The sequence below is a fragment of the Nitrosomonas cryotolerans ATCC 49181 genome, assembly GCF_900143275.1.
GTDB classification, from domain to species: domain Bacteria; phylum Pseudomonadota; class Gammaproteobacteria; order Burkholderiales; family Nitrosomonadaceae; genus Nitrosomonas; species Nitrosomonas cryotolerans.
Window position 1 is genome coordinate 1,425,454 of the sequence record NZ_FSRO01000001.1, and the last position, 24,990, is coordinate 1,450,443.

Sequence of the window (24,990 nt, forward strand, 5' to 3'; positions counted from 1 at the left end):
TGTTTTAACCTGCATGGAGAGTACGAATTATCAGATCAGATTTTCCTGTACCATAATAGCTTGGTCATTTAGACCTTAGGTACTCCAGTATAGTGTCGGCACCAGAAATCTCAAAAGGATCATCGGGGCAATTGTCTGCATAACCGGGTTCAACGAACATTTTTTCTATCTCCTTGTTCTGAACAACCATGGAATACCGCCATGAACGCATACTGAAACCTAAGTTCGATTTGTCTACAAGCATTCCCATCTTTCGAGTGAACTCTGCATTTCCATCGGGTAGCAGAAATATTTTCTCGACTCCAAGATGTTTGCGCCATTGATACATAACAAATGCGTCATTTACGGACAAGCAAACCACCTCATCAATACCCAATGCTTTGAAATCATCATAGTGTTTCTCGTAACCAGGCAGATGAGCAGTTGTACACGTCGGCGTGTACGCGCCGGGTAACGCGAATAATACAACTCGCTTGTTCTTAAAAATATCGTCTGTTGTAACGTCCTGCCAGCGAAATGGATTATCACCACCTATCGACTCATCACGTACGCGGGTTTTAAAAGTTACGTTGGGTATCTGCCTTTGCTCTGTCATGATTTTGGAGCATAAGCGTTACACCAACCTTGCGGACTAATGCTACCCGCTACCACTTTACATTCACCGTCGTCTTTTGATGTCTTGCCTGGGATGAACTGTATGCAGTTGCTACATTCCTGTTTACCATTTGGCTCGTCGCGGTATTGCATCTCTGATTTAGAAGCTTTCGAAGAGTCTGCCGCCTGTAATAGCCCTGTACCGAGAAGCGGCACAACAGCTGCACCTATTGCCGCAATTTTTATAGCGTCACGACGTGAAAACTTATTTTTACGATAATCCATTGCTTTCTCCTTGAGTTATCGAGCAAGACGAGACTGGTTAACCATGCCCACCATTTTCCCATTTGGCATGTTTTATAGATTATGGCTGTAAAATAGTTTAATGAACGTTGCTTGGCTATTTATACAATTGAAATAATGCAATGGATGCTCGTTATTGTCAATGACGAAGATGGTATGGCCGCCCCCTCCCTCCGGGGAGCAGGGTAAACAACGCGAATTAAGTTAGAACCCCTAGAGAACCTGACGGCATCTAGGAGAGCTTGACATCCTCCCCTTCCTAAACGAAGGGGATTCCTAGCGACTTATTAAGCCGTTAAGAGTAGGTTTGTATTGCTACTGCCTACTGGTTCCTGCTTCTTAGACGAAACTAACGTTTCAACTCCACAGGCTAACAAGCGATGTCCTCGCTCAAGTACATTCAAGGCACCTACCAAGTCGGCATTGGCTTTAAATCCACATTCTGTACATTCAAAAGCACTTTGGCTTTTGCGATTGTCACGACTAACATGTTGACATCCAGGGCAGGTTTGAGAGGTGTATTGAGGGTTTACCTTCAATACATCCCCGCCTGAACAAGCCTGTTTATACTCCAAAAACGAAACGAACATTCCCCATCCTTGGTCAAGAATGGATTTGTTTAGACCCGATTTCGCTTTGACGTTTTTACCATGCTTTTCAACACTGCCCTTGGCACTCTTAGACATGTTTCCTATCTTTAAATTCTCAACTACGACCATTGCGTGATTTTTGCTGATTTCGGTTGAGGTTTTGTGTAAGAAGTCTAAACGAGCATTGGCAATACGCTCATGCAGTCGGGTAATGATTTGTTTCTGCTTTTTCCAGTTAGCAGAGAAACGGACTTTTTTAGACAGCTTACGCTGTTCAAAAGCCAGTTTCTTTGATAACTTTCTGAAACTGTTTAAAGGTTCTACGTATGAGCCGTCTGACAAGGTTGCAAAGCGGGTAACGCCCATATCAACACCAATCATACTGGTTGAGCTATGACGCTTTAGCTCGGTCTCGTACTCAGTCTGAATCGACACGTACCAATAACCGCCTTTACGGGAAATCGTCATATTTTTAACGTCACCAATGACTTGGCGTGAATTACGATATTTCACCCAACCGATTTTAGGCAAGAACACTTTGTTAGACTCTTGCTCCAGCTTAAATCCTTGTGGATAACGAAAGCTGTCACTCAAACCTTTTTTCTTGAATTTTGGAATCCGTTTTAAAGGCTGTTTTTTATCAAAACCGTCTTTGAACGCTTTTTCTAAGTTTTTTAAGGCTTGTTGCAACGGTTGAGAATGAACGGTTTTTAGAAATCCATAATCTTCTGAGGATTTCCATAGCTTTAGCCAAAATGACAACTCGTTGTACCAAAGCAATGGCTGTTTCTGCTCTAATCTGAACAGATTCATTGCTAAGGCTTTATTCCAAACAAACCGATTAGCACCCGCAAACTCAACCATCTTCTGTACTTGGTCAGAATTTGGATTGAGTCGAAATTTAAAGGCTTTGCGTATAATCTGCTTCATGGTTATAATTATACAAAAAGGAATTGGTCTATGCAAGCTAATAACGATGTAATAACAGGAAGAAATTGCGTTTTTAATCTTCATGTTCATTTGGTCTTTGTAACAAAATACCGTAGAGATGTTTTCTCCGGAAGGGTATTAATTGATTTGGAAGAAATATTTAAAAACGTGTGTTTGGATTTTGAAGCAGAATTGGTGGAATTTAACGATGAGCATGATCATATTCACCTTTTAGTTAACTATCCACCAAAAATTGCTATTTCTAACTTGGTAAATAGTTTGAAAGGCGTTTCAAGCCGACTTATTCGCAAAAAGAATTATCCCGAAATTAAAAATAAGCTTTGGGGTAATATGCTTTGGAGTCCAAGCTATTTTGCGGGTAGTTGTGGTGGAGCACCACTCTCGATTATTAAGCAATATATTGAACAACAGCAAAGACCGCATTAAACAGGCTTCGCCTGTGCGCTTATATCTCCGCCCTGAAGGACGAAGTTTTACGCGCTATTTGATAAAAAAGTGAGGTGTTTCTATAAAAAAATCAGGCTGCCATTTTCAACATCGATGCTGGCTCCTCAATAGAATCTTTCTAAGAGTCTGTTCAAAGTCTTTCGAGTGGAAGGGTCAGGAAGGCCAAGTGGATGAACTGCAAGCTGGTGTTGATCATTCGCTCGCAGTTTTTCCACAGTCTTCTATTCTTTTCCAGCCAGGCGAAACTACGCTCGACGATCCATCGCTTGGGCATGACCTTGAAGGTGTGTAGTTCGCTGCGTTTGGCAATCTGTACTTGCACATGCGCGCCCAGGATTTCGCGCACACCCTGTGCAAAGGGCTGGCCCACATAGCGGCTGTCACACAGCAGGCTTTGCACTCACTGAAGCTTAGGTTTACAGCGTCGCAGCGCCTGTAACACTCCTTTTCGGTCTGTCACCTCGGCTGTGGTTACGGCCACCGCGTGCGGTAGCCCTTGCGTGTCCACCGTGATGTGGCGCTTGATGCCCGAAACCTTCTTGCCCGCGTCATAGCCCTTCTGGCCTGCCGTGTCCGTGTTCTTCACGCTCTGTGCGTCCACAATCAAGAACGCGCTGCAGGTGTTGCGCCCCCGTTTCTCGCGGGCCACGCCAACCTGATTTTTTTAATGCCTGCTCCAGCAGGCTACCTCCTTCGCGGGGCTCACTCTAGACGGCCCAGTACGAATGTACTGTGCACCACTTGGGAAAGTCATCGGGCAGGACGCGCCACTGGCAGCCCGTGCGCAGCAGGTACAGCACCGCGCAGAATACCTCGTGCAGATCTACTTGACGTGGCGCTGTCCTTTTGCGGACATTCTCCAGCAAAGGCCTGATAACCTCGAATTGCTCCGGCTTGATATCACTTGGATAATCTTTTTTCATCTCCCAATCTTCTCATAACTTGGAGACTTTGAGCAGGCTCTAAGGGCAGGACATGCCCAGCTCGCCTGCCAAGTGAACGATGCAGTCATGTCGTCAGCAACAGGAATTCACCGAAGCCATCTACCCCATTCCGGGATAGAGGCAGCAGAAATCTCCCCTGTCTTTAGGCGGAAGAGGATGTCAAATTCACCCTTTTTTAGGTGAGTGTTTTGTCGAGGTGCACGAGGAAGACTGGCGGTGAGTCATTTCGGGCTCGTCATTGTGCAATTGCTTGATTTGGAACTCAGGTATATCGATCGAGGTATCGCCTTCATTAGGCTCGCCCAATTCCCTATCCCTTGTTGTGATAGTCTTTGCTTCGATCAGCTCTCCAGGGGGAGCGATATCTCCCTTAGTTTCATCGTACAGGTCAAACCAGGGCAACCGATGTTCCGTATAGGTTTTGGCATCGATAGGCGTCGGCGGTGGTTCGATTCCCGTTATATCGAGAAACTGAGCGCTGTTAACAATGTGAATAACTACGCGACCATAGACGTCTTGGTCCCAGGTGTCGAGGCCATGCGGGTCGGGATAGATTTTTTGTTTCATCGTACCCCCGGCACCCAGGCCCATCTGTTGCGTAGCCGCAGCGCTTGGTTTCGGCGTAGCGAGCTGCTCGGTACCCAGCTTGGACTGGATGGACGGTTTCTTTGGGAATCTGCCCGGCTTCGGTTCAAAGACCGTAATCTGAATACCACCGAATTTCTCTGTGTCGGTAAGGGTGGCTTCGAGCGTGTAACCAAATCCCAGGGGCATGGCCACGAACTGACGAATTGAACCATGTCCCGTATTGATACCATCTAGCCATAGCTGATCGGGGCAAATAACATAATCTTGCGGATCGGCATGAAGCTTGCCACTATCAGGTTTTCCTGAAATCACATTAATTCTACCAACAGCTATCTTAACTGCATTGGGCTCCCAAGGCGCCGCGTTGAAACCGAGCCACAGCGCCTCTCGTTGGTACATGGGAATAAAGGCACCTCCCTGCTCACGCCATAAGGACGGGGCGCTATCCAAGTAATCCTCCACCTTCAGTATTGGGAGCAAACCGAGGCCGGGTGGCAGTGGATAGATCCGCCCATCATCTGGAATACGAAGGGTCCGGTGGAAGGCAACAGCAAAGTGGCGGCCAATCCGTATTGCATGCTCATCAATAATGATATCAAGCATTATCTGTCTCTGTTGATTTCAATCCCATAACTTACCTTGGAGCGTATTTATACAACAACTAATAAGAGGATTTCCTTTAGAGAGCACTCACTGTATTTTCGTTTGTTCAGCGCTTCCTTAGCGGGCCAGGTGTCTAGAACATATTACGAGACAGCTCCATTAAATATATGGAGAGTCACTTTTTGATTAGTAATGGAATGAGCCTGCTATTTAATCACCCATATATTATATGACCCGGTACCTCCCGCACTATTATAATGTCGAATTTGGACATAATAAGTGCCGGATACTGTCAGATCGACGACAATTTTTGCGTTACGGCCAGTGCCACTGTCATCATCTTCGGCAATGAGAGTAGTCTGGCTGTCAGGACCATAAAGTGACATCGTCACATCTGTCTGGCCTGTGGTTTCAATGGTATAACGACCGGCTGCCACCGTGATAAACTTATAGAGATCTTGTTCTCCAGGCTGTCCGATTTCGGCTTCTACGGCTTTCATTTCAACAATGGTGAGTTCAATAGGTTCCTTCGGAGAGTCCTTGGGATAATTTATTGAGGCACCGATGAAATCTTTATCAATTTTTGACAAAATATTGTTAGATTCAGTATGGAAATCATCCAAGGTCCAATGTTGGGGAATGGTGTACATCATAATCGATAGCTTGTCGACCGCAGTGGCATTCATCTGATTAACATTGTACTTCCGGAATATATTGTGCTCGATTGTTTCAAGGGGCCAATTATTTGGCGGACCGGAGAGATCACGGATTACATTTTCTCTATTCCATTGAATACCGCCCACCGGATTCTGGTGTTCGTGGATCAGGCCAATCGCGTGTCCAAATTCATGGAGGACAACGCTTTCATCCAACCAACCAAAATTCATTGTTGCTGTATTCAAGGGAATATTGAGAGAGTCGGTGCCGATGTATGACCACGCTCCATCGTCAAGAAAAGTGATGCGAATTTCCGCATCAGGTGCGTTATTAAAGTCGAACCTTAAATTGGCATGGTCACTCCACCGTGGAGCAAATTGCTTGACAATGTCGTGTTGTTCGGGCGTACCACCCATAAACCGTACTTTAAGCGTTGATCCGTTTGGCCACTTCTTTGCCATAAACAAGGCCATTCTTGCCTTCCCATCCGAGTATTCCGGGCGAACGAGACGGCGAAGGTCACTGGGTACAATTTTGTCATAGCACATCTTGAAAATCTCAGACATTTGGTTTTTTCCTTTAAATATTCTGTTCAAATACTTCTGATGATCCATGGCGAGCTTGCTAGCAATTGCTGTGCCGTGAATCAATGATTGAAAAACATAGTACGGGAAATCCGCATGCTAAAACGTTCTGTAGAAATCAGAGGCAGTTTCCCGCTTCTGATAAGACAGCCCCTAATGATGGCGAAGCCAATTTCTTTACTCTGCCTTCTGATTGGTTCTTAAACGAATCAGCCTTTTGATGGCTGGTCACGAGGAAGTTTAATCGAGAGAACACCAAGGATGTCTTCCTCACTTCTTAATAATTGCTCTGGTACATCTAATTCGTCCAGCTCTTGACCTATACTCGGTTCGACTTCGATCGAAACAGATGCGCCAGGGGTTGCCTCGTAAGCAGCAACAATTTCACCCTTTGAGTTTTTTAAAATTTGCATTCTCATTTGATGTAACTCCTTTGTATATAAGGTATTGGATGATAACGTATGGCACTCTAATCCATTTGTTCTGCATAAAAGCGAAACGACATCGCCCCGCTACCTAACACGCGTACGCAAACTCTGTATTGATTTGGACACCGACCTACATCTATGGAATTGATTCTCAATCTTGAGCATCCAGCGATTGGGCCGACGACGACATTGTCATGCGTTGAAAGAGCGGACCCCGTTATGGTCCAACATAGTGTTGTATTACCATTTTGGGTAACTGTACCTGTAGTCCAAGACATTATCTTCTCCCTTCTTGATTTACTTGTAAAAAAATCAGCATAAAACAGTTTTCTACGATAATCTGTGAAGAATGCTTCTAAAAATCAATTCTCGTTGCGTAATCCCTCCACCCCAATTCGATCAACTTCCTATGAACTTTATTGGGAAAAACAAACGACAAAAATAAAATAAATGTCATAAGCCTTATATATTATATTTCTGAGGTAATACGATAATATGCTTCCAGAATAAAAATAATATAGGCAAAATGCCTAATTTAATCTAGATAGCGTAGTCGTGAGATACTTGCCCAGAGAGTGATACATCTGATTTGCACAGCGGCGAGGAATGATGGACCGCGCCCTTTTTTTCTTAACGACATCACTTCATCATTAATTCTTGAGAAAGCTTCAATAAGGCATATATTGCCTTTGCATTCAGATTTTTCCTCTGAAATTCTAAATAAAGTGAGGCCTTTGCAAAACCCCAATGGTTGAAAAATTAACCCTTTATAATCAATAGAAGAAAGCTTCTAGCGAGGGCTTTTACAGAAGTCTTCATCACTGTCTGATTTCAAATCGGCGTCATTACTAGCGCAGTGTAATCCTGGGTTGTGTTAGGTGATACTGCAAATGCGGGATGAGCTATCGTGAATCGGAAGAAATGATGTTGGAGCGGGGATTTGGAGTGGCTCATACAATGCTTTACTACTGGGCTCAGCATTTATATGCCAGAAATGGAGAAACGCCTGCGGTGGGACTATAAGCCGACGAAGGGCTACAGCTGACGGGCAGATGAAGCCGATGTAAAGGTTAAAAGGAAATGCTGGAAGGATACGGTACCTCGGCAGGTGAAATATCTGAATAATATTGTCGAAGTAGGTCGTGGAAAACTCAAACAGCTGATAAATCCTGTGCGCGGTTTTAAATTCATGAGGACCGCCTATACAACGATCAAGCGGTTTGAACGCATGCATAGGTTGAAGAAAGGATAGATAGCTGTGTGGAAATATGGGCAGGTATCATAGGAGAAATTCGTTTTATTAAAAGACAATTCGATATTTACACTGCATAATCTGACATATCAGAGACTTATTCTGGTCAATGCTATTTTTTTTGCAACAGGGCCTTTTTTCTGACTTATTGTTATATCGAATCCACCAATAACATAACGAATATCAGGGTGGAATGATAAAAAGGAGCCGCAATGAAAATTCTGATAACGGGCGGAACTGGTTTTATCGGTCAAACATTATGCCCAACACTGCTTGCTGCTGGACACGCGCTGACTGTTTTAAGTCGAAGTCCGGATAAGGTTATTACTTTGTTCGACAATCGAGTCACGCCACTCAATACGTTACAGGCGCTCGAAGATTCAGATCATTTTGACGCTATTATCAATCTTGCTGGTGCACCTATTTTTGGCGGAAGGTGGACTGATAAACGCAAGCAAATCCTCATTCACAGTCGCATTGACATAACGCAAGAGCTTGTTAAGTTTATCGCCAGGTCTAAAATCAAACCCAATGTTTTTCTCAGTGGTTCAGCAATCGGTTTTTATGGCGACCAAGGCGACAAGACTGTTGACGAGTTTTCGCCGGGGCATGACGATTTTGGTCATCAGCTTTGTACTGAGTGGGAAAACGAGGCTGAAAAAGCAAAACAATACGGCGTACGAGTTTGCCTGTTACGCACCGGGTTGGTAGTCGGGAAAAAGGGTGGTTTTTTGCAGAAAATGATACCGTCTTTCAAGCTAGGTCTCGGCGGCCCGCTGGGTAGCGGAATGCAATGGATGTCCTGGATTCATATCCAGGACCATGTTGGCATTTGCCTGGCACTGATCAATAATGCTGAATTTAACGGCAAATTTAATTTGACAGCGCCCAATCCAGTCACTAATAAAAACTTTACCCGGACATTGGCTGATCTACTCAATCGGCCTGCATTCTTGTCAGTGCCCGCGTGGGTTTTAAGGCTTATGCTAGGAGAAATGTCGGCACTTTTGCTCGGAGGTCAGCGAGTCATTCCCAAGCGAATGCAGGGCGCGGGATTTCAGTTCAAATTTCCCGAATTGAAAGCTGCATTGCATGATGTCTTGAAAAGCTGACAAGACACTTACGAAACTCCAATCGTCAAACCAATGTAACTGCACAAGCGATCTAAAATTGGCTCTGTTGCAAAAAATAGCGTTGACCAGCATAAGCTTCTGATATGTTTGATTATGTGGTGTAAATGTGGATTTGAGCGCTTTGCCTGGAAACGGCTTGGCTGCTTTCTTATTGCGGATTGGCGAAAGATAGAAATCAATCGTATTCCCAAGTTTATCATCTCAACTTCCGGAAAACCCCGGTCTTAAGGCCGGGGATGGATAGGGAGTCAGCTTCGCTGATACTAAAGCCTGTTTTTTCACCTATTTCTGTTACAGTGTGTTAATGGAAATTAAGCGCGCATACAAATTCAGGTTTTACCCAACTTTTGAGCAAGAAACTATTCTGGCTCAAACATTCGGGTGTGCTCGGTTTGTCTATAATCGCATGTTGCGCGTTCGTTCTGATGCTTGGTATACCGAGAAAAAAAGAATCGGGTATCATGCTACCTCCTCTTTGTTGACCGAGTTAAAAAAAGAGCCTGAATTTGAATGGCTGAACAAAGTTTCCAGTGTTCCTGTGCAGCAATCTCTCCGCCACCTGCAAACGGCATTTGGTAATTTCTTTGCCAAACGAGCCAAATACCCGTCATTCAAAAGCAAGCATGAGAAGCAATCGGCTGAATACACGTCCAGCGCCTTCAAGTGGGACGGTAAGTCTCTGAAACTGGCGAAGATGAAAGATCCACTGAATATCAGATGGTCGCGCACCCTTCCTAAGGCAACAAAACTAACGATTGCAACAGTCTCTAAAGACTCAGCGGGTCGATACCATGTTTCTATGCTTTGCGACGACTCTGTTGCGCGAAAGCCAAGGGTTAGCGGCAAAGTCGGCATTGACTTAGGATTAACGCACTTCGCTATTCTTTCTACGGGCGAGAAGATTGCGTCTCCTAACACGCTACGAAAGAATGAAACCAGGCTTGCTAAGCTGCAACGCAAGCTATCTAAAAAGCGCAAAGGGTCGGCCAATAGACAAAAAGCCAGACTGAAAGTAGCGCGACTACATGCAGGAATTGCTGATGCTCGTAAAGACTTTCTACATAAACTCTCAACACGGCTAGTGAACGAAAACCAAGTGATAGCTGTAGAGTCTTTAGCTGTTAGCAATATGAAGAAAAATCGTTGCCTCGCAAAATCAATTTCCGATGCAGGATGGGGTGAATTTGTGCGGCAATTAGAATACAAGTCGCTGTGGTACGGGCGAGAGCTTGTAGGTATTGACCGATGGTATCCAAGCAGCAAACGCTGCTCGGGATGTGGGCATACCGTAAACAAGATGCCTTTGAATGTGCGTGAATGGACTTGTCCGGAATGCGGATCAATCCATGATCGAGACATCAACGCAGCGCGTAATGTTTTGGCCGCTGGACTGGCGGTGTCAGCCCTTGGAGAATCTATAAGTCCTGTTTGCATTTAGGTGCGTCCGGGTTGGATTCGTTGAATTGGGAATCCCCTTCGTTTACGGAGGGGAGCAGTCAACTATAGCCCGGTATCAATAGGAGACTTTTGCAAAAGTCCTCGCCAGAAGTTTTCGACTATTGATTATAAAGGGTTAATTTTTTAACTATTGGGGTTTTGCAAAGGTCTCAATAGATCCATTTCCGGCACATAATGCTGAGCCCAGCGTTGCATGATCTACTTCAAATCCCCGTTCCAACATCATTTCTTCCGATTCACGATAGCTCATCCCGTATTTGCAGTACACCTAACACAATCCAGGATTGCACTGCCCGGGTAATGTCGCTATTTGAGATCGGACATTGATGAATTATCTTGAAAAACCGTCGTGAACGCAAAGCAACATGGGATGAAACGAACAACCCTGAAAGTTACTGTCGAAAATTCACCTACGAAGCGTTGATCGCACGGGATGAAACCAATCTTGATCTGTTCTGGCTGAAAGATAAAAACCCGACTGATCTCGAGAATTTGCCTGAGCCGGATGAATTAGCTGAAGAGATTATCGAAAATCTCGAAGCGGGTTTAAATTATTTTCGGGAAATTTTTCGGGAAATGCTGGTTGGACTGAACCGTTAACCGGTTGCAGCAATGAATTATTGAGGCAGGGAAAATCGTGTTGATTTTCTCGGAAAGGTGAAGGTATTTTGGCACGGAATTGTGGATGATTGTTTTCTGCTGTTCCGTTTTATTTTTGTGTTGTGGCCAGATAAAAAGGGAGTCGGCAGCCATCAATTCGTGAAGAGCCGGGTGTGGATTTTGTGCGATGCCGTGTTCTGATTTTTTCCTGCGATTGATTATGCGATATCAGCTCGAATTTTATCCACAGTTCCTGTGGATAAGTTTGTGGATAGTTTGTAAATTACGCTATTAACCTGCCATGCTATAACGATATTTTATAGTTTGCCTAATTTTTATACGTTTAATTATTTTTTATAAAACATATACTTGCAATAATTGCAAGCATTTGTTTCAGTTTGATGTAAATTATCTTACAGTTCTATTGTGGTTGTGGATTATTCTGAATTGTCAAGCGTAAACTTCAAGTATTAAATGGTTGTAATGGACGGCTTGTTAGTGTAATTAATGGTCAATTACTGACAATATTCTGGAGTAATAATGCCTGATCAGAGGTGGGTTTTTGGGTGGGCTGTGTGCAAATCCGGTCTGCTTTTTTTTGGCCTGTTTCGAATCAGTTGCGTTACATTAATCATGGAGAATGGGTGATGACAGATGAAACGATTTTGCTGGCGGTAAATGGCACATTAATGCGTGGCCTGGTGCTGAATAAGAACCTGACCGACGTCGGGGCCACATTTGTGCGTGAGGATGCCACATCCGGTGAATATCGCCTTTATACGATCGGCGACATTCATCCGGCGATGCAGCGGGTAGCGGATGACGGTAGATCGATTGAGCTTGAATTATGGGCGGTACCCATGCCGGGCTTGATTTCCGTATTGCTCGGTGAACCTGCCGGACTGTGCATCGGTAAAATTGAGCTGGCAAATGGCACCATGGTTCTCGGTGTGCTTGGGGAAGGGCTGCTCTGCGCAGAAGGTAAAGATATTACAGACTATGGTGGTTGGCGCGCCTATATTCGTAGCGGGCTATGAACGATGTAACAGAAAAGCGGGGTGCGCCCTTTAGGGAGAGGCGGGTAGGAAAATAGCTTACAGCACTTTTTGTATCGCATTTTTCCATCCCTTGTAAAGTGCTGCCCGTTGTGTTGCATCCATTTGTGGTGCATAGCGCCGTGCTGCCGACCAGTGGCCGGCAATATCGCTCAGCCCATTGAAAACACCGGCCTGTAATCCGGCTAATGCGGCTGCACCCCAGGCGGTAGATTCAGTGACTTGTGGAATTTCAATGGGTTTGTCCAACATGTCAGCCAAAAACTGGCAAACGAATTCATTGGCGACCAGCCCACCGTCAATGCGGATAAACGATGGATCGACTCCGCTGTCGCGACACATGGCATCCATCAGATCACGTGTCTGGTAGCCTTGTGCTTCCAGTGCGGCTCGGGTGAGGTGGGCGGCTGTGCTTTCTCGCCCCAATCCGGTGATCAGTCCCCGTGCTGCGGGCTGCCAGTAAGGAGCACCGAGGCCGGTAAAGGCGGGAACGAAATAGACGCCGTTGTTATCGGCTACTGATAAAGCCAGTGCTTCACTCTCGGTTGCATCTGTGAACAGACCTAATCCGTCCCGTAGCCATTGCAGCGCCGCGCCAGCGATAAAAATAGATCCTTCCAGCACGTAGGTGACTTGTCCGTTCAGGCGGTAACCAACCGTGGTTAGCAGCCGATTCTGTGAACGCTTAAAGTGGGTGCCAATATTCATCAGTGCAAAACAGCCCGTACCATACGTAGATTTAATCATTCCTTCTTTGAAACAGGCTTGTCCGATGAGTGCTGCCTGCTGATCGCCGGCCATGCCGCCAATCATGAGAGGTTGTTGCAGTAGCGTGGTTTGTCCGAAATTGGCAGCATTATCCTTGACTTCTGGCAAGAGAGCGGCAGGAATATCCAGTAAAGCCAGTAGTTCTTTATCCCATTCCTGCGACTGAATATTGAATAACATCGTCCGCGCGGCATTGGAAGCATCAGTGGCATGCACCTGTCCTGCTGTGAGTCGCCAGAGCAGAAAGCAGTCAATGCTTCCAAAAGCGAGTGCCCCCTGTTCTGCCCGGGCACGCGCGCCTGTAACGTGATCAAGAATCCATGCAATTTTTGTGGCGGAAAAATAAGGATCAATCAATAGTCCGGTTTTTTCCGTGATGACTTTTTCATGGCCCTGCTCTTTCAAACGGGCGCATCTATCCGCTGTACGGCGGTCCTGCCAGACAATTGCATTGTAGATGGGTTTTCCCGTTTTGCGATCCCAGATAATCGTGGTTTCACGTTGGTTGGTAATGCCGATGGCCGCGATATTCTCTTCACCGGTTTCTTCCAATACACTGCGACAGGCCCAAAGTGTGTCTTCCCAGATATCTTCCGGATCCTGTTCTACCCAGCCGCGTTGGGGATAATGCAGGGTGAGCTCCTTTTGGCGCAGTGCCAGGATTTCTCCCTTGTTAGAAAATAAAATGGCCCGGGAGCTGGTTGTGCCCTGATCAATGGCCAGTAATGTTTTACTCATCCTGCATAATCCTGTTTATAGGAACGATATTCACTTGAATACGCTGATAATCTGTCGGCATGCTGGATCACTTGTTCAAATGATCGCATGCTTCGGGGTCTATTGTTTTTTAGTGGCGGTTGAAACTATCATTGCCGATCGCTTGCTTATCCACATTGCGCCCGGGTGTCACTTATACCGTATCTGAGTAAATGAACGCAGCATGATTGAATGATGATGCACGGGTTATGTTTTGTAAATACGCCGCCGTACCCGGAGTTGCCAAATGGCTAGTTTTTAATATCCGATATGCTCAGCATTTGCTCGGCTGCTTTGATCACTTTTGGATCCAGCGGCTTCGGAATGATATCAACGTCTTTTTCCAGGTGAGCGCAAATAATTTCTAATGTTTGTATGCGAGTGTACCATTTTCTATTGGCAGCAATTAAATGCCAGGCGGCAATATTGGTAGTGGTTTGTTTGAACATATCATTGATGGCTTTTTCATAATCTTTCCATCTCAGGCGATTCCGGAAATCCTCTTCGGTCACTTTCCAGCGTTTGTAAGGATTATGCAATCGTTCATATAAGCGTTGCAATTGTTCTTCGGGTGTAATATGTAGAAAGATTTTAATAATGCAGACGCCATCATCAGATAGCAGGCGTTCAAATTCATTGATTTCGTAATAGGCCCGTTGCCACTCTTTATTGCTGATCAGCTCTTCGACTCTTTCAACCAGTACCCGGCCATAATAAGAACGATCGAATATGGTCATAGACCCGGCCTTGGGCAATTCTTTTTGGAAGCGATATAAATAATGCCGGCTTTGTTCATCCGGCTTTGGAGCAGAAATCGGAATGACACGATAACCACGTGGGTCCAGTTTCTCAGTTAGTCTGCGGATTACACCGCCTTTCCCGCTGGCATCCCAGCCTTCAAAAATAATAATGGCCCGTTTATTTTGATGGTAATAAGCCTGCTGGATATGTGAAATGCGTTCCTGTAATTTATTCAGTTTGCGCCGATAGATTGCTTTACTTTCCATTGCTGAGCCTTCGAAATCAGCATCGGCTAATTGAATGGTATTTTTTAAAATCTGGATAGCGGTGGGTTTATGCATTGTCACAGTCTATCACTCGGTGTAGATGGAATCGACCCGATAAACACGATTATCAAGGGCTGTTTAAATGGTGACAAAGCAGATCAACCGGCGTTTGCCAATGGGATCTCTGCGTTCGATAAATATGTTGAGAGGCGGGCTGGAATGGATGTGCTGGCACATGTCTTGTACAATCATGGCTCAGTGATTGATTGCTGACAGGAATCATTGTCAGATTACTTTTTTGTCCTGAATCAGCATCCTATCCAAGGTTTATTTTTGTATCTGCAATTCAATTGTCCCTTGATACGAGACAATCTGATTCGAATTCTGGCGCTTATCTTGTCTGTATTTCATGGGTATGATGTTAAAACAGGTGTTAGTAGTTGTTAATGAAGCATGCCACTGTGAATCTGAGAGAATAGGTTATTGGAGCGTTGTGATTTCAAAGAAAAGATTATATCTGCATCTGTAATGGTAAATTTTCAATAAAAAGGGATTAAGGTAATGCATCGTCACATGAGACAGTACATAAGCATAATATTGTTAATATCGGCTTTGTTATTTGCGTGCTCAGCAGCGCAGGCTGATGCGGTGACTGATTGGAACCGTATTGCAGGGGATGCTGTTGTGAATGCCGGATTGGGACCGCTTCCCGCCGACCGAGTGCTGGCAATTGCCTCTACAGCAGTATATGAAGCAACAAATGCGATTACCCAGCGTTATCCAGTAAGTGACTTAGAATTGAAAGCAGTATCAGATGCCTCAGTGGATGCGGCCATTGCGGCTGCTAATCGTAGGGTACTGGCGGAGCTGGTGCCCAGCCAGCAAGCAGTGATTATTGCTGCTTATCAGGCAGCGCTGGCCAAAATACCGGATAGTTCAATGAAAGCCGGTGGCATCACAGCAGGTGAAGAAGCCGCGCGGTTAATATTGGCAATGCGTGCAAACGATGGTTCTGAGGCAGATGAACAATACCGCCCTTATACTACTCCGGGTAGTTATGTGCCGACGGTTATTCCAGAAGCACCGTATTGGGGAGGCATGCAACCTTGGTTGATGACTGGTGCAGATCAATTCCGCCCCGGTCCGCCACCGGCGCTGACGAGTGAGCGATGGGCGCGCGATTACGATGAGGTAAAGAACCTGGGTGGCAAGAACAGTACACACCGCACGATAGAGCAGACCGACATTGCCCGTTTCTGGGAAGAAGTCATGCCGCCAATCTATCATGGCATCGTACGTTCTGTTGCCGAGAGTCCTGGACGTGAAGTGACACAGAACGCGCGTTTATTTGCCGCTGTGACTCAGGCAACCAACGATGCTTTGATTGCGGTATTTGATGCCAAATACCATTATAATTTCTGGCGGCCTGTTACTGCAATCCGTAACGGTGATACTGATGGTAATGAGGCCACGCAACGGGATTCATCCTGGTTGCCATACATTGAGACGCCGATGCATCCTGAATACCCTTGTGCACATTGTATTGTTTCAGGAACGGTTGGTGCGATACTGCAGGCAGAGATTGGATCGAGGCCGGCCCCGATTTTAACCACGACCAGCCAGGCTGCAGGTGGTCTAGTGCGCAGTTGGAGAACCGTTGATGATTTTACTCGGGAGGTGATTGATGCCCGTATTTACGATGGTGTGCATTATCGTAATTCTGGAGAGATTGGTAGTGCTATGGGTAAACAGATCGCTAATCTTGCGATAATGAAATATCTGCAGCCTGAATAGGATGGGTAGAAACAAACGTGTAAGACTGCTGCATAACTGTATTTTTGAGCTTTTCTGATTACTTACAGCATTGATAAATCAAACACTTAAAAATCTTGCCCAGCCCGAGATAACCAGTTATACAGCGGTCTTTGTGCGTTTTAGCTGATATATTTCACATTCGCTGTATGCCTGTAATCTGGATGCTCCCTATCAGCTGGTAGACGCCGGCTTCATCAGGTCGCTAGTCTGCTAGCTTTGATAGTGTTTTCTGTCTGAATTTGATTCTGTATGCGTTTGACTGGTTATGGTGAAGCCGTTCGGCAATGCGGTCTATTGCCACAACGTAAAGATCGTAGTATCGTGCGCAACGCATTGATAGCGGTTTTGCGAAGCAGAATATCAGCCGTGTAAATGATTGTGTTTGATGAGAGTGGTTAATTACGCTAGCTAAAAAACAGTTTTCTTACGTGAATTTTGCTGCAGTGGTCGTTGAAGAATGAAAGTGGCAGTGTGAAAGTGATGACGATCATTCATGCTAAAAAAAAGATAATTTAATTACCATTAGCGATCAAATTATTAGATAATTACTTTTATTGTCAAGCCAGTGTGAATTTATGCTTGGCAAGTTCTGGTACATAAAGAATGCGATGATAATGTTTTTTGTGCCTGTATGTATGCCCACTTTTAGTCAAGAGACGGCAATGCCGTTTATGGTACACTAGATTTATGACTGGAAGTCATTTAGATTTAAAAACAGTTTAATTATTATCAAATTTAACAAAGGAGTTAAAAATGAGTAAGTTTCTTATCGCTGCCTGCACTGCAATGTTTGTGTTCAGTTCAGCTGGTGTAATGGCAAGTGGAAATTTATCTTCTAGCGCAGAACCAATGACTGCTCAGGAAATCTTGAATAAAATGGCTTGCGCCGACAAAAAGCCAAGTGACAAAATCAAGGATCGTATTGATGGCAAAATGGTGACGTGTAAAGATACCGTGAAGAGCAGCGGTGACAAAGCCAAAAAATCTTCAGGCGGCGGATACTAAATACAACAGTAATATGGTCGGGCTTAGTGGTGAGCCATCTTGTTTTACTGATGTATTTATGATTGGTTGGACGATGCTACCGCTATAGACCTGGCCGAATACCTGTGTTACATGAACAGTAATATTTGAATGTAGAAATTTTTGAATCGGAGTCAAAGCGTTTTTTAAGTTTGTTATTCTTGTTCTCTTTCTTGTTTTTCTTTCTATTCCTCGGAACGCTGATTAAGTATCGGATGCATAAATCCGATAGAAGTATCGATAAAAGTAGATTAGATACCGCTTCTTAAGATCACTGTTTAGCCCGTTTTTATACCTTTCGATATATATTTTCCTACGCTTCAGTATCTGTTTTCCCATTTTTCTGGCTTCATAGATAATTCGAGGCCTTTGCAAAAGCCCAATAGTTGAAAAATTAATCATTTATAATCAACACTCGAAAACTTCCGGCGAGGGCTTTTGCAAAAGTCCCAATGTATATGCTATTTGAGCTTGGAGGATGTGTATGGAAGACCTATCAAGAAGAAAGATGATTAAACTGGGTTTGTTGAGCAGTGCCACTGCTTTGCTTGTATCCTGTGGGGAGAATAGCAAGGCTCGCATCGCTACTCCTGCCGAAATTGAGGGACCATTTTATCCTTTGTCAGGTCAGGCAGATCAGGACTCTGACTTAACAGAAACGGCGGGCTACCATGGTGTGGCCGATGGTGAGCATATTATTGTTCAAGGTCAGATCTTAGATACAGAGGGGTGTTTTATAGAAAATGCGATGATCGATATCTGGCAGGCAAATTCCAAAGGCCGTTATCATCACCCTAATGACACCAATCCGGCGCCGTTAGATCCTGGCTTCCAGGGGCGGGCAATCATGCAAAGTGGAAAAAATGGCGCGTTTCGTTTCAAGACTGTTATGCCGGGTACCTATCCTGTATCAGAAACCTGGATAAGGCCACCGCACATACACTTCAAAGTTTCTAGAAAAGACTATCTGACATTGACGACACAGATGTATTTCCCGGACGAGGAACGCAATGAAGCGGATTTGCTATTTAGTAAGAAGGAAGCGTCGGAACAGTTGTTGATGACTGCTGAAAGTGGCGATAAAGAAGAGCTGGCGGTCTATCGATACAATATTATTTTGGAAAGACAGTCGTAATTTTAGGCTTTATTCCTTGAAGGAAGGTCTGACACAATTTCAGTTAACGATTTCGAGCAGTCGATTTCTTCTTTGAGATGTGTTTTCGGCCTGGCTAAGCCCATAGTCTCAATAATAATGCGGCACAAGCTGCAACTCCGGCAGCAAACAAGAATGCTGCTGAGGCACTTTGGAAATGCCAGACGGATCCGAATAATAAACCTGCTGGAATGGCCGTCATGCCTATTACCATATGGTACCAGCCAAATGCCGTGCCTTGCTTGCCGGCTTCAGCATAATCACTGATGAGGGCGCGTTCTGCGCCTTCACTCAAGCCAGCGAATAATCCGTAGAAGATACTTGCGAACCATAAGCCGCTGCTATCTGATACGTTGACGTTGCTGAATAATAGGAATGGGCATGCGAAGGCTGTCCATCCAATCAATATGAGCGTGCCCCGTCCGAAACGATCTGCTAGGCGTCCGCCTGAGGTGGCGGTGATGGCTTTGGCAAAATTGAGTGCTGACCATAATAGTAGCAGTTCGACTACACTGATACCTGATTGGTGCTCCCAATAGCAGAATAAAGGTTTCTGAGGCGCGTGCAAAAGTGAAGAGCATGAGTACCAACAGGTAACGCTGCATGGGTAGGGACAAGGCAAGCCAGTTGAGTGGGGGTAATACCGGGGCATTCTGAACGATTGTGGTTTTTTCTTCCTGAATGCCGATACCCATTAATAGCACCGCAATGCACCCCGGGACTGCCGACCATAAAATGACTTCACTCAGACTGAGATCCGACCATGTCAATGCGGCGGCTGCGAGGCTGCCTGCAACTGCACCGCTGTTATCCAGGGTACGATGAAAACCAAAAGCATAACCCCGTATGTGTGCTGGTGTTGTGTCGGCTATCAAAGCATCACGAGGTGCACTTCGGAGACCCTTCCCGATGCGATCCATACTTCGTAATACTAATATGGTCGGCCATAAATTGGCTAGTCCCGGTAGTGGGCGAGCAATATTAGACAGAATGAGACCTTTGCAAAACTCAGTTTTTAAAATAAAGCCCACAAGTACGGTCGCTATTTTGAATAATTGATATGTTTTAGCCGATCTTAATTATAAAAACTGCGGAATAAGCGACTTATTATCCTATTTACCGTTTAAAAAGCGCACGTTTCCTGTATTACTAAATTTTGTACAAATAATTTGGGTAGTCTTTTTAAGTTATACGCCATAGCCTGCAGAATATGCCAAGCATGCGCTTTGGCCAAACCTCGGTAACGTAGGAATTTACTTCCAAACCAACGTGCCTGACTGCCAAAGGTACGTTCCACGACATACCGGACTTTGGTGATCAAGCGATTGCGCTGTAATTGTCGTTGAGTCAACGGTTTGTTCTTCACCGCCTTATCCTGAATGCCATTCTTGATGCTGCGTGATTTCAAAGCCTCACGATGCTTCTGGCTACAATAGGCCTTGTCGCCATACACTCGGGAACCTGGTTTAATTGCGGCCTTATCGAGTAATTTAAGCATAGGTTGGCTGTCATGTTGATTGGCAGCAGTGGTCTCAACCACCATCACCAAACCATTGTCATCAACCAAGGTGTGTTGTTTATAACCAAACATAGATTTACCACCTTTCCTTACCCAACGAGCATCTGTATCTACACCGGGTTGATTGACTTCGATGACTCGCATGGTAGCTTGGGCAGAGGATTCATCATCTCGCTCTTCGCGGTCGTTGACCACTTCATAGGGTGGCTTAGTCTTCGGTTTACGTGGGCTATGTGTGATGCTGGCATCAATGTGACAGCCTGTTTTAACAGTAACATTAAGTGCATGGATTTGCTGATTGATTTGTTCCAACAGGTTATCCCATGCCTGGGCAGCTGTTAAGCGTGTTCTGAAACGAGACAGTACCGAATGATCGGGAACATCGTCTTCCAAAGACAAACCTAGAAAGCGCATGACGTACAGATTGGCATTAGCCATATCTTCAACTGCCTCGTCACTGAGGCCGCCATGCCAGATACCAACCAACAGCATTTTAAACAAGAGCAATCCTGGATAGGCTGGGCGACCCGTAACATCAGTTGCAGGCGCATAATGCTGACTAATCACTTTTTCGATGGATACCCAGTCAATCAGGTGATCAATTTGATTCAGAAAGCTTCCTTTGCGGGTGCGACGCACGACATCAAAATCTGAGAAGCTCACAATACACATTTATCCTATTGATTAAAAGCAGTATTTTATCACAAAGAGCAGTCAAATATACCGTCTACCGTGCAAAGGTCTCAGAATATAACCTGCTACAGTCAGTTCGTCGCCCATACATAAGATCGGAACGCCGCCCTGACCACAATTTGAGAAAGCTGGCTAGTGCGTCAGCAACCCCTTCAACTAAACCGAGTACGACCGGTCCGGCAGCCAGTACGGTTGCGAGTAAAATCGGGATGAGCGGAACAACAATGTCAGACGCGAAATCATTGAAGAAGCTAACGAAGCTGAGAATAATGACGGTGCGTGGCAGTGTTTTTCGTTCGGCAGAATTCGCCTCATGGTTTTGCTCGAGTTTATCCACGGTGAGAGGTATGCATAGAATAGATCCTCATGTTTGATAAATTGGCTAGCGTTTATTGTAGCCCTGTGCGTAAAATTTGTTTGAATTTGAATGCTGGTTAGGCTGGTGTCCGGCTATGCTTGAAATCCACAGAAGCATCGGAAGGAAAGATTGTTGTGCCAAATCGCTGTCCCGGGATATTCAGGAATAGGCATTAGACTTTTTATTTTATCATCTCAACTTCCGGAAAACCCCGGTCTTAAGGCCGGGGATGGATAGGGAGTCAGCTTCGCTGATACTAAAGCCTGTTTTTTCACCTATTTCTGTTACAGTGTGTTAATGGAAATTAAGCGCGCATACAAATTCAGGTTTTACCCAACTTTTGAGCAAGAAACTATTCTGGCTCAAACATTCGGGTGTGCTCGGTTTGTCTATAATCGCATGTTGCGCGTTCGTTCTGATGCTTGGTATACCGAGAAAAAAGGAATCGGGTATCATGCTACCTCCTCTTTGTTGACCGAGTTAAAAAAAGAGCCTGAATTTGAATGGCTGAACAAAGTTTCCAGTGTTCCTGTGCAGCAATCTCTCCGCCACCTGCAAACGGCATTTGGTAATTTCTTTGCCAAACGAGCCAAATACCCGTCATTCAAAAGCAAGCATGAGAAGCAATCGGCTGAATACACGTCCAGCGCCTTCAAGTGGGACGGTAAGTCTCTGAAACTGGCGAAGATGAAAGATCCACTGAATATCAGATGGTCGCGCACCCTTCCTAAGGCAACAAAACTAACGATTGCAACAGTCTCTAAAGACTCAGCGGGTCGATACCATGTTTCTATGCTTTGCGACGACTCTGTTGCGCGAAAGCCAAGGGTTAGCGGCAAAGTCGGCATTGACTTAGGATTAACGCACTTCGCTATTCTTTCTACGGGCGAGAAGATTGCGTCTCCTAACACGCTACGAAAGAATGAAACCAGGCTTGCTAAGCTGCAACGCAAGCTATCTAAAAAGCGCAAAGGGTCGGCCAATAGACAAAAAGCCAGACTGAAAGTAGCGCGACTACATGCAGGAATTGCTGATGCTCGTAAAGACTTTCTACATAAACTCTCAACACGGCTAGTGAACGAAAACCAAGTGATAGCTGTAGAGTCTTTAGCTGTTAGCAATATGAAGAAAAATCGTTGCCTCGCAAAATCAATTTCCGATGCAAGATGGGGTGAATTTGTGCGGCAATTAGAATACAAGTCGCTGTGGTACGGGCGAGAGCTTGTAGGTATTGACCGATGGTATCCAAGCAGCAAACGCTGCTCGGGATGTGGGCATACCGTAAACAAGATGCCTTTGAATGTGCGTGAATGGACTTGTCCGGAATGCGGATCAATCCATGATCGAGACATCAACGCAGCGCGTAATGTTTTGGCCGCTGGACTGGCGGTGTCAGCCCTTGGAGAATCTATAAGTCCTGTTTGCATTTAGGTGCGTCCGGGTTGGATTCGTTGAATTGGGAATCCCCTTCGTTTACGGAGGGGAGCAGTCAAGAATGATTGATGATTCTAATTTCGCTTGTTTTCCAATAAGCTGGCGTCATAATTTCATCAAATGCTTGTCGATTATTTTGTAATGTGATGAGATACTCACTTGAATATCTTGTTGATAAAATTGCTTTCCTTTTTAGAAAACGTGCATTAAGATTCTTTTTTATTACAGATTATCTTGGGCAAGTGCGGGAAATCATGATAATTATTTATTCTCAAAGGGACACAAATGCTGACATTGAATACTAAAGTGACTAGTGCCGATTCAATATTTGCACAACTGGTTTTGCCTTATGAATTACGTGAGAATAGCCGTTTACGTACTGCACTTGAATCAGGAGAAGAAGTGGCTATTTTTACAGAGCGCGGCACCGTTCTGCGTAATAAGGACTTGCTTAGAAGCGAGGATGGCAGAGTGGTGGAAATTATTTCAGCACAAGAACCGACTTATCGAATAACCTGTAGTACGGCACATAATTTATTACGTTGTGCTTTTCACCTGGGTAATCGACATACGCAGACACAAGTGGAAGGCGGATTCCTGCGTATTTATCAAGATAGCGTATTGAAGGAAATGTTAGAGCGATTGGGCGCTACCGTAATAGAGGAAAGTGCGCAATTCGAGCCGGAATCGGGTGCCTATCATAGTGGTGGCCATCACCACCATGGAGATGATGAGCACAGTCATGCACACGGCCCGCTTGCGCCGATACCCGTGCGTCAGAAGATTCATCGTGCAACGGACCCGCAATCATAAACAAGGCAATATCGTATCTTGCGTACATCATGGCCAGCTTGCAAAGGCAGAGCTGGCGGCAGTAATCGAGATGCAATAAGATATTTGCTTAGGCTGCTTGTTTCCGGTAATCAATAAAAGTATGGCTGTAATATAAAAAGTCAAATTACAGCCACCTTTCTGAATGTTAATGATATTTTTGTCATTATAAGACACTTTTTAGAAATTCTGTTTGGTCACTGCCTGCAAAAGATGTCGTCCTGTTATCGGACGCATGATAGGCTGGTCTGCTCAAATGGACGGTGTATTCCAGTTATTATCCTGCGATTAGGATAAAAAGCATTACAAATTAATCTCTATAAACATCCAGTGATAGAAGAGATCGGACGGGATAAGCGGGATAAAAGTATTTCTGCTAACCAGATGATTAATGTGAGAGTTGTATGCGTTCTTATCGTGTGGCGATCCAATGCAGTCTGAGATTGCAACACCTACTTTAAAAGGATAATAATGAAAGGATTACGCTTATTTTTGGGCAAAATTTTAGCCTGTCTGATATTTTCTGTTTTGGCTAGCACCACTCATGCGCAAGAGTCGTATAAAAAACTTAATATTGTTACGACCGTTGCCCCTATAACAAATATAGTTAAAAATATCAGTGGCGATCATGCTCATGTAACAGGCATTGTTCCTGATGGAACAGATTCTCATACTTTTGAGCCTATTCCAACAGACGCAAAAATACTGGCATCTGCCGATTTGATTATTGTTAATGGGCTCGATCTTGAGTTACCGACAGTAGCGTTGGCGAAAAAGGTGAAAAATCCAAATACCTCCATTCTGCAGTTGGGTAACCGTGCATTAAAAAAAGAAGATTGGCGCTATGATTTCAGTTTTCCTCGTGAGCAGGGTCATCCTAATCCACATCTCTGGCCTAATATTGCTTTGGCAATGCGCTATGCTGAGATCATTCAGGACAGTCTGGTTGAACTCGATCCATCGCGCAAGGCATATTATATTGCGAACACGAGTGCTTATCGGGCAAAGCTGCGGAAGCTTGATGATGCAATCTTTGACTGTGTAAACAGTATTCCCGTTAAAAACCGGAAATTAGTGACTTATCATGATTCATTTGCTTATTTTGCTCCACGCTATGGCATGCAGGTAATTGCGGCCATTCAGCCTTCGGATTTCTCTGAGCCAGGCCCGCGTGAGATGATTCGTATCATCCAGCAAATTAAAAATGAACAGATTCCTGCTATCTTTGGCTCCGAAGTCTTTCCCAGCAAGGTAATGGAACAGATTGCCCGAGAAGCAGGCGCTACATTTATTGATCAACTTTCAGATGATGAATTGCCCGCACCGCCGCATGATTCTTTTATTGGCATGATGGTACGTAACATGACTGTTATGACGAAGGCGCTGGGCGGCAATCCTGAGTGTGTGGCAACGGTTGATACCAGTAATATCTTTCCCTGAGGCATG

General features: G+C 44.9%; 24 protein-coding genes and 4 pseudogenes. 14 read left to right on the top strand and 14 right to left on the bottom strand.

Annotated elements, in window-relative coordinates; all coding sequences use genetic code 11:
• Positions 1–64 precede the first annotated feature (64 nt).
• From BUQ89_RS06380 to BUQ89_RS06390, 3 genes are all read right to left on the bottom strand, one after another.
• On the bottom strand, positions 65–595 hold the full coding sequence (locus BUQ89_RS06380; RefSeq protein ID WP_028462491.1) for a peroxiredoxin: 531 nt from the start codon (positions 593–595) through the stop codon (positions 65–67).
• Positions 592–879 (bottom strand): high-potential iron-sulfur protein, encoded by a 288-nt coding sequence (locus BUQ89_RS06385; protein ID WP_028462492.1) that lies wholly within the window; start codon positions 877–879, stop codon positions 592–594. Before BUQ89_RS06385 ends, BUQ89_RS06380 begins: the two co-directional genes overlap by 4 nt.
• Positions 880–1,184: 305 nt before the next feature.
• Complete coding sequence (locus BUQ89_RS06390) at positions 1,185–2,417, bottom strand: RNA-guided endonuclease InsQ/TnpB family protein (protein WP_074202535.1); 1,233 nt, start codon at positions 2,415–2,417, stop codon at positions 1,185–1,187.
• A 30-nt stretch (positions 2,418–2,447) separates the two neighbouring features.
• On the opposite strand from BUQ89_RS06390, the gene tnpA reads away from it, so the two are divergent.
• Positions 2,448–2,864, top strand: a complete 417-nt coding sequence (gene tnpA / locus BUQ89_RS06395; protein ID WP_074202536.1) for an IS200/IS605 family transposase — start codon at positions 2,448–2,450, stop codon at positions 2,862–2,864.
• Between the two features lie 151 nt (positions 2,865–3,015).
• On the opposite strand, the pseudogene BUQ89_RS13220 reads toward tnpA, so the two are convergent.
• The 4 genes and pseudogenes from BUQ89_RS13220 to BUQ89_RS06420 all read right to left on the bottom strand — a co-directional run bounded on the left by BUQ89_RS13220 (position 3,016) and on the right by BUQ89_RS06420 (position 6,680).
• Positions 3,016–3,808 (bottom strand): annotated as a pseudogene (locus tag BUQ89_RS13220) (IS5 family transposase).
• Between the two features lie 186 nt (positions 3,809–3,994).
• Positions 3,995–5,020, bottom strand: a complete 1,026-nt coding sequence (locus BUQ89_RS06410; protein WP_074202537.1) for a hypothetical protein — start codon at positions 5,018–5,020, stop codon at positions 3,995–3,997.
• Between the two features lie 206 nt (positions 5,021–5,226).
• The gene (locus BUQ89_RS06415) at positions 5,227–6,243 is read right to left on the bottom strand and encodes a M12 family metallopeptidase (RefSeq protein ID WP_028462479.1); all 1,017 of its coding nucleotides are present in this window, start codon (positions 6,241–6,243) and stop codon (positions 5,227–5,229) included.
• 227 nt (positions 6,244–6,470) lie between these two features.
• Positions 6,471–6,680 carry a hypothetical protein gene (locus BUQ89_RS06420; protein ID WP_028462480.1) on the bottom strand — a complete coding sequence of 70 codons (210 nt, stop codon included), beginning with the start codon at positions 6,678–6,680 and terminating at the stop codon, positions 6,471–6,473.
• 906 nt (positions 6,681–7,586) lie between these two features.
• Between BUQ89_RS06420 and BUQ89_RS14565 the strand changes: the two genes are divergently transcribed.
• The 3 genes from BUQ89_RS14565 to BUQ89_RS06430 all read left to right on the top strand — a co-directional run bounded on the left by BUQ89_RS14565 (position 7,587) and on the right by BUQ89_RS06430 (position 9,053).
• Positions 7,587–7,712, top strand: coding sequence for a hypothetical protein (locus BUQ89_RS14565; RefSeq protein WP_425434858.1), 126 nt, complete (start codon positions 7,587–7,589; stop codon positions 7,710–7,712).
• Between the two features lie 85 nt (positions 7,713–7,797).
• Positions 7,798–7,941: a DDE-type integrase/transposase/recombinase gene (locus BUQ89_RS14570; RefSeq protein ID WP_425434859.1), complete on the top strand. Its 144-nt coding sequence runs from the start codon at positions 7,798–7,800 to the stop codon at positions 7,939–7,941.
• A gap of 212 nt (positions 7,942–8,153) precedes the next feature.
• Complete coding sequence (locus BUQ89_RS06430) at positions 8,154–9,053, top strand: TIGR01777 family oxidoreductase (protein WP_028462481.1); 900 nt, start codon at positions 8,154–8,156, stop codon at positions 9,051–9,053.
• A gap of 132 nt (positions 9,054–9,185) precedes the next feature.
• Here the strand turns inward: BUQ89_RS06430 and BUQ89_RS13515 are convergent.
• Positions 9,186–9,272, bottom strand: a pseudogene (locus BUQ89_RS13515) (IS6 family transposase); the annotation flags it as partial.
• Between the two features lie 106 nt (positions 9,273–9,378).
• Between BUQ89_RS13515 and tnpB (BUQ89_RS06435) the strand changes: the two are divergent.
• Positions 9,379–10,512 (top strand): IS200/IS605 family element RNA-guided endonuclease TnpB, encoded by a 1,134-nt coding sequence (tnpB, locus tag BUQ89_RS06435; RefSeq protein ID WP_074202452.1) that lies wholly within the window; start codon positions 9,379–9,381, stop codon positions 10,510–10,512.
• Between the two features lie 176 nt (positions 10,513–10,688).
• Here the strand turns inward: tnpB (BUQ89_RS06435) and BUQ89_RS14165 are convergent.
• Positions 10,689–10,817 (bottom strand): annotated as a pseudogene (locus BUQ89_RS14165) (IS6 family transposase); the annotation flags it as partial.
• Between the two features lie 51 nt (positions 10,818–10,868).
• Between BUQ89_RS14165 and BUQ89_RS06440 the strand changes: the two are divergent.
• Both BUQ89_RS06440 and BUQ89_RS06445 read left to right on the top strand, forming a co-directional pair.
• On the top strand, positions 10,869–11,132 hold the full coding sequence (locus tag BUQ89_RS06440) for a hypothetical protein (RefSeq protein ID WP_028461774.1): 264 nt from the start codon (positions 10,869–10,871) through the stop codon (positions 11,130–11,132).
• A 575-nt stretch (positions 11,133–11,707) separates the two neighbouring features.
• Entirely contained in the window at positions 11,708–12,169 is a 462-nt protein-coding gene (locus BUQ89_RS06445) for an allophanate hydrolase-related protein (RefSeq protein ID WP_218612776.1), read from the top strand.
• Between the two features lie 57 nt (positions 12,170–12,226).
• On the opposite strand, the gene glpK is transcribed toward BUQ89_RS06445, so the two are convergent.
• Both glpK and BUQ89_RS06455 read right to left on the bottom strand, forming a co-directional pair.
• On the bottom strand, positions 12,227–13,693 hold the full coding sequence (gene glpK, locus BUQ89_RS06450; protein ID WP_028461776.1) for a glycerol kinase GlpK: 1,467 nt from the start codon (positions 13,691–13,693) through the stop codon (positions 12,227–12,229).
• 269 nt (positions 13,694–13,962) lie between these two features.
• Positions 13,963–14,793 (bottom strand): polyphosphate kinase 2 family protein, encoded by an 831-nt coding sequence (locus tag BUQ89_RS06455; protein WP_028461777.1) that lies wholly within the window; start codon positions 14,791–14,793, stop codon positions 13,963–13,965.
• Between BUQ89_RS06455 and BUQ89_RS06460 the strand changes: the two genes are divergently transcribed.
• The 4 genes from BUQ89_RS06460 (at position 14,788) to BUQ89_RS06475 (ending at position 18,691) form a co-directional block, all read left to right on the top strand.
• On the top strand, positions 14,788–14,991 hold the full coding sequence (locus tag BUQ89_RS06460) for a hypothetical protein (protein WP_028461778.1): 204 nt from the start codon (positions 14,788–14,790) through the stop codon (positions 14,989–14,991). The genes BUQ89_RS06455 and BUQ89_RS06460 overlap by 6 nt on opposite strands.
• Positions 14,992–15,291: 300 nt before the next feature.
• Positions 15,292–16,512: a vanadium-dependent haloperoxidase gene (locus BUQ89_RS06465; RefSeq protein WP_245812922.1), complete on the top strand. Its 1,221-nt coding sequence runs from the start codon at positions 15,292–15,294 to the stop codon at positions 16,510–16,512.
• A gap of 774 nt (positions 16,513–17,286) precedes the next feature.
• On the top strand, positions 17,287–17,538 hold the full coding sequence (locus tag BUQ89_RS06470) for a hypothetical protein (protein WP_028461780.1): 252 nt from the start codon (positions 17,287–17,289) through the stop codon (positions 17,536–17,538).
• 502 nt (positions 17,539–18,040) lie between these two features.
• Complete coding sequence (locus BUQ89_RS06475) at positions 18,041–18,691, top strand: dioxygenase family protein (protein ID WP_028461781.1); 651 nt, start codon at positions 18,041–18,043, stop codon at positions 18,689–18,691.
• A 94-nt stretch (positions 18,692–18,785) separates the two neighbouring features.
• Here BUQ89_RS06475 and BUQ89_RS14575 read toward each other — a convergent pair whose 3' ends face one another.
• From BUQ89_RS14575 to BUQ89_RS06485, 3 genes and pseudogenes are all read right to left on the bottom strand, one after another.
• Positions 18,786–19,361: an MFS transporter gene (locus BUQ89_RS14575; protein ID WP_245812924.1), complete on the bottom strand. Its 576-nt coding sequence runs from the start codon at positions 19,359–19,361 to the stop codon at positions 18,786–18,788.
• A pseudogene (locus tag BUQ89_RS14580) lies at positions 19,324–19,740 on the bottom strand (MFS transporter); the annotation flags it as partial. The gene BUQ89_RS14575 and the pseudogene BUQ89_RS14580, both read right to left, overlap by 38 nt.
• 92 nt (positions 19,741–19,832) lie before the next feature.
• Positions 19,833–20,891 carry an IS5 family transposase gene (locus BUQ89_RS06485; protein WP_177183630.1) on the bottom strand — a complete coding sequence of 353 codons (1,059 nt, stop codon included), beginning with the start codon at positions 20,889–20,891 and terminating at the stop codon, positions 19,833–19,835.
• Positions 20,892–21,576: 685 nt separating this feature from the next.
• On the opposite strand from BUQ89_RS06485, the gene tnpB (BUQ89_RS06495) reads away from it, so the two are divergent.
• The 3 genes from tnpB (BUQ89_RS06495) to BUQ89_RS06505 all read left to right on the top strand — a co-directional run bounded on the left by tnpB (BUQ89_RS06495) (position 21,577) and on the right by BUQ89_RS06505 (position 24,984).
• A complete protein-coding gene (gene tnpB, locus BUQ89_RS06495; protein ID WP_074202541.1) occupies positions 21,577–22,710 on the top strand; it encodes an IS200/IS605 family element RNA-guided endonuclease TnpB in 1,134 nt (377 codons plus the stop codon).
• Positions 22,711–22,998: 288 nt separating this feature from the next.
• On the top strand, positions 22,999–23,526 hold the full coding sequence (gene ureE, locus BUQ89_RS06500; protein ID WP_028461131.1) for an urease accessory protein UreE: 528 nt from the start codon (positions 22,999–23,001) through the stop codon (positions 23,524–23,526).
• Positions 23,527–24,015: 489 nt separating this feature from the next.
• Positions 24,016–24,984, top strand: a complete 969-nt coding sequence (locus BUQ89_RS06505) for a metal ABC transporter substrate-binding protein (protein WP_036572813.1) — start codon at positions 24,016–24,018, stop codon at positions 24,982–24,984.
• The last annotated feature ends 6 nt before the right edge of the window (positions 24,985–24,990 follow it).

What these genes read in the sequence shown, in the direction of transcription:
- BUQ89_RS06380 (WP_028462491.1), bottom strand. Translation starts at nt 595, where the DNA reads ATGACAGAGCAAAGGCAGATACCCAACGTAACTTTTAAAACCCGCGTA.
- BUQ89_RS06385 (WP_028462492.1), bottom strand. Translation starts at nt 879, where the DNA reads ATGGATTATCGTAAAAATAAGTTTTCACGTCGTGACGCTATAAAAATT.
- BUQ89_RS06390 (WP_074202535.1), bottom strand. Translation starts at nt 2,417, where the DNA reads ATGAAGCAGATTATACGCAAAGCCTTTAAATTTCGACTCAATCCAAAT.
- tnpA (WP_074202536.1), top strand. Translation starts at nt 2,448, where the DNA reads ATGCAAGCTAATAACGATGTAATAACAGGAAGAAATTGCGTTTTTAAT.
- BUQ89_RS06410 (WP_074202537.1), bottom strand. Translation starts at nt 5,020, where the DNA reads ATGCTTGATATCATTATTGATGAGCATGCAATACGGATTGGCCGCCAC.
- BUQ89_RS06415 (WP_028462479.1), bottom strand. Translation starts at nt 6,243, where the DNA reads ATGTCTGAGATTTTCAAGATGTGCTATGACAAAATTGTACCCAGTGAC.
- BUQ89_RS06420 (WP_028462480.1), bottom strand. Translation starts at nt 6,680, where the DNA reads ATGAGAATGCAAATTTTAAAAAACTCAAAGGGTGAAATTGTTGCTGCT.
- BUQ89_RS14565 (WP_425434858.1), top strand. Translation starts at nt 7,587, where the DNA reads ATGAGCTATCGTGAATCGGAAGAAATGATGTTGGAGCGGGGATTTGGA.
- BUQ89_RS06430 (WP_028462481.1), top strand. Translation starts at nt 8,154, where the DNA reads ATGAAAATTCTGATAACGGGCGGAACTGGTTTTATCGGTCAAACATTA.
- tnpB (WP_074202452.1), top strand. Translation starts at nt 9,379, where the DNA reads ATGGAAATTAAGCGCGCATACAAATTCAGGTTTTACCCAACTTTTGAG.
- glpK (WP_028461776.1), bottom strand. Translation starts at nt 13,693, where the DNA reads ATGAGTAAAACATTACTGGCCATTGATCAGGGCACAACCAGCTCCCGG.
- BUQ89_RS06460 (WP_028461778.1), top strand. Translation starts at nt 14,788, where the DNA reads ATGCATTGTCACAGTCTATCACTCGGTGTAGATGGAATCGACCCGATA.
- BUQ89_RS06455 (WP_028461777.1), bottom strand. Translation starts at nt 14,793, where the DNA reads ATGCATAAACCCACCGCTATCCAGATTTTAAAAAATACCATTCAATTA.
- BUQ89_RS06465 (WP_245812922.1), top strand. Translation starts at nt 15,292, where the DNA reads ATGAGACAGTACATAAGCATAATATTGTTAATATCGGCTTTGTTATTT.
- BUQ89_RS06470 (WP_028461780.1), top strand. Translation starts at nt 17,287, where the DNA reads ATGAGTAAGTTTCTTATCGCTGCCTGCACTGCAATGTTTGTGTTCAGT.
- BUQ89_RS06475 (WP_028461781.1), top strand. Translation starts at nt 18,041, where the DNA reads ATGGAAGACCTATCAAGAAGAAAGATGATTAAACTGGGTTTGTTGAGC.
- BUQ89_RS14575 (WP_245812924.1), bottom strand. Translation starts at nt 19,361, where the DNA reads ATGCCCCGGTATTACCCCCACTCAACTGGCTTGCCTTGTCCCTACCCA.
- tnpB (WP_074202541.1), top strand. Translation starts at nt 21,577, where the DNA reads ATGGAAATTAAGCGCGCATACAAATTCAGGTTTTACCCAACTTTTGAG.
- ureE (WP_028461131.1), top strand. Translation starts at nt 22,999, where the DNA reads ATGCTGACATTGAATACTAAAGTGACTAGTGCCGATTCAATATTTGCA.
- BUQ89_RS06505 (WP_036572813.1), top strand. Translation starts at nt 24,016, where the DNA reads ATGAAAGGATTACGCTTATTTTTGGGCAAAATTTTAGCCTGTCTGATA.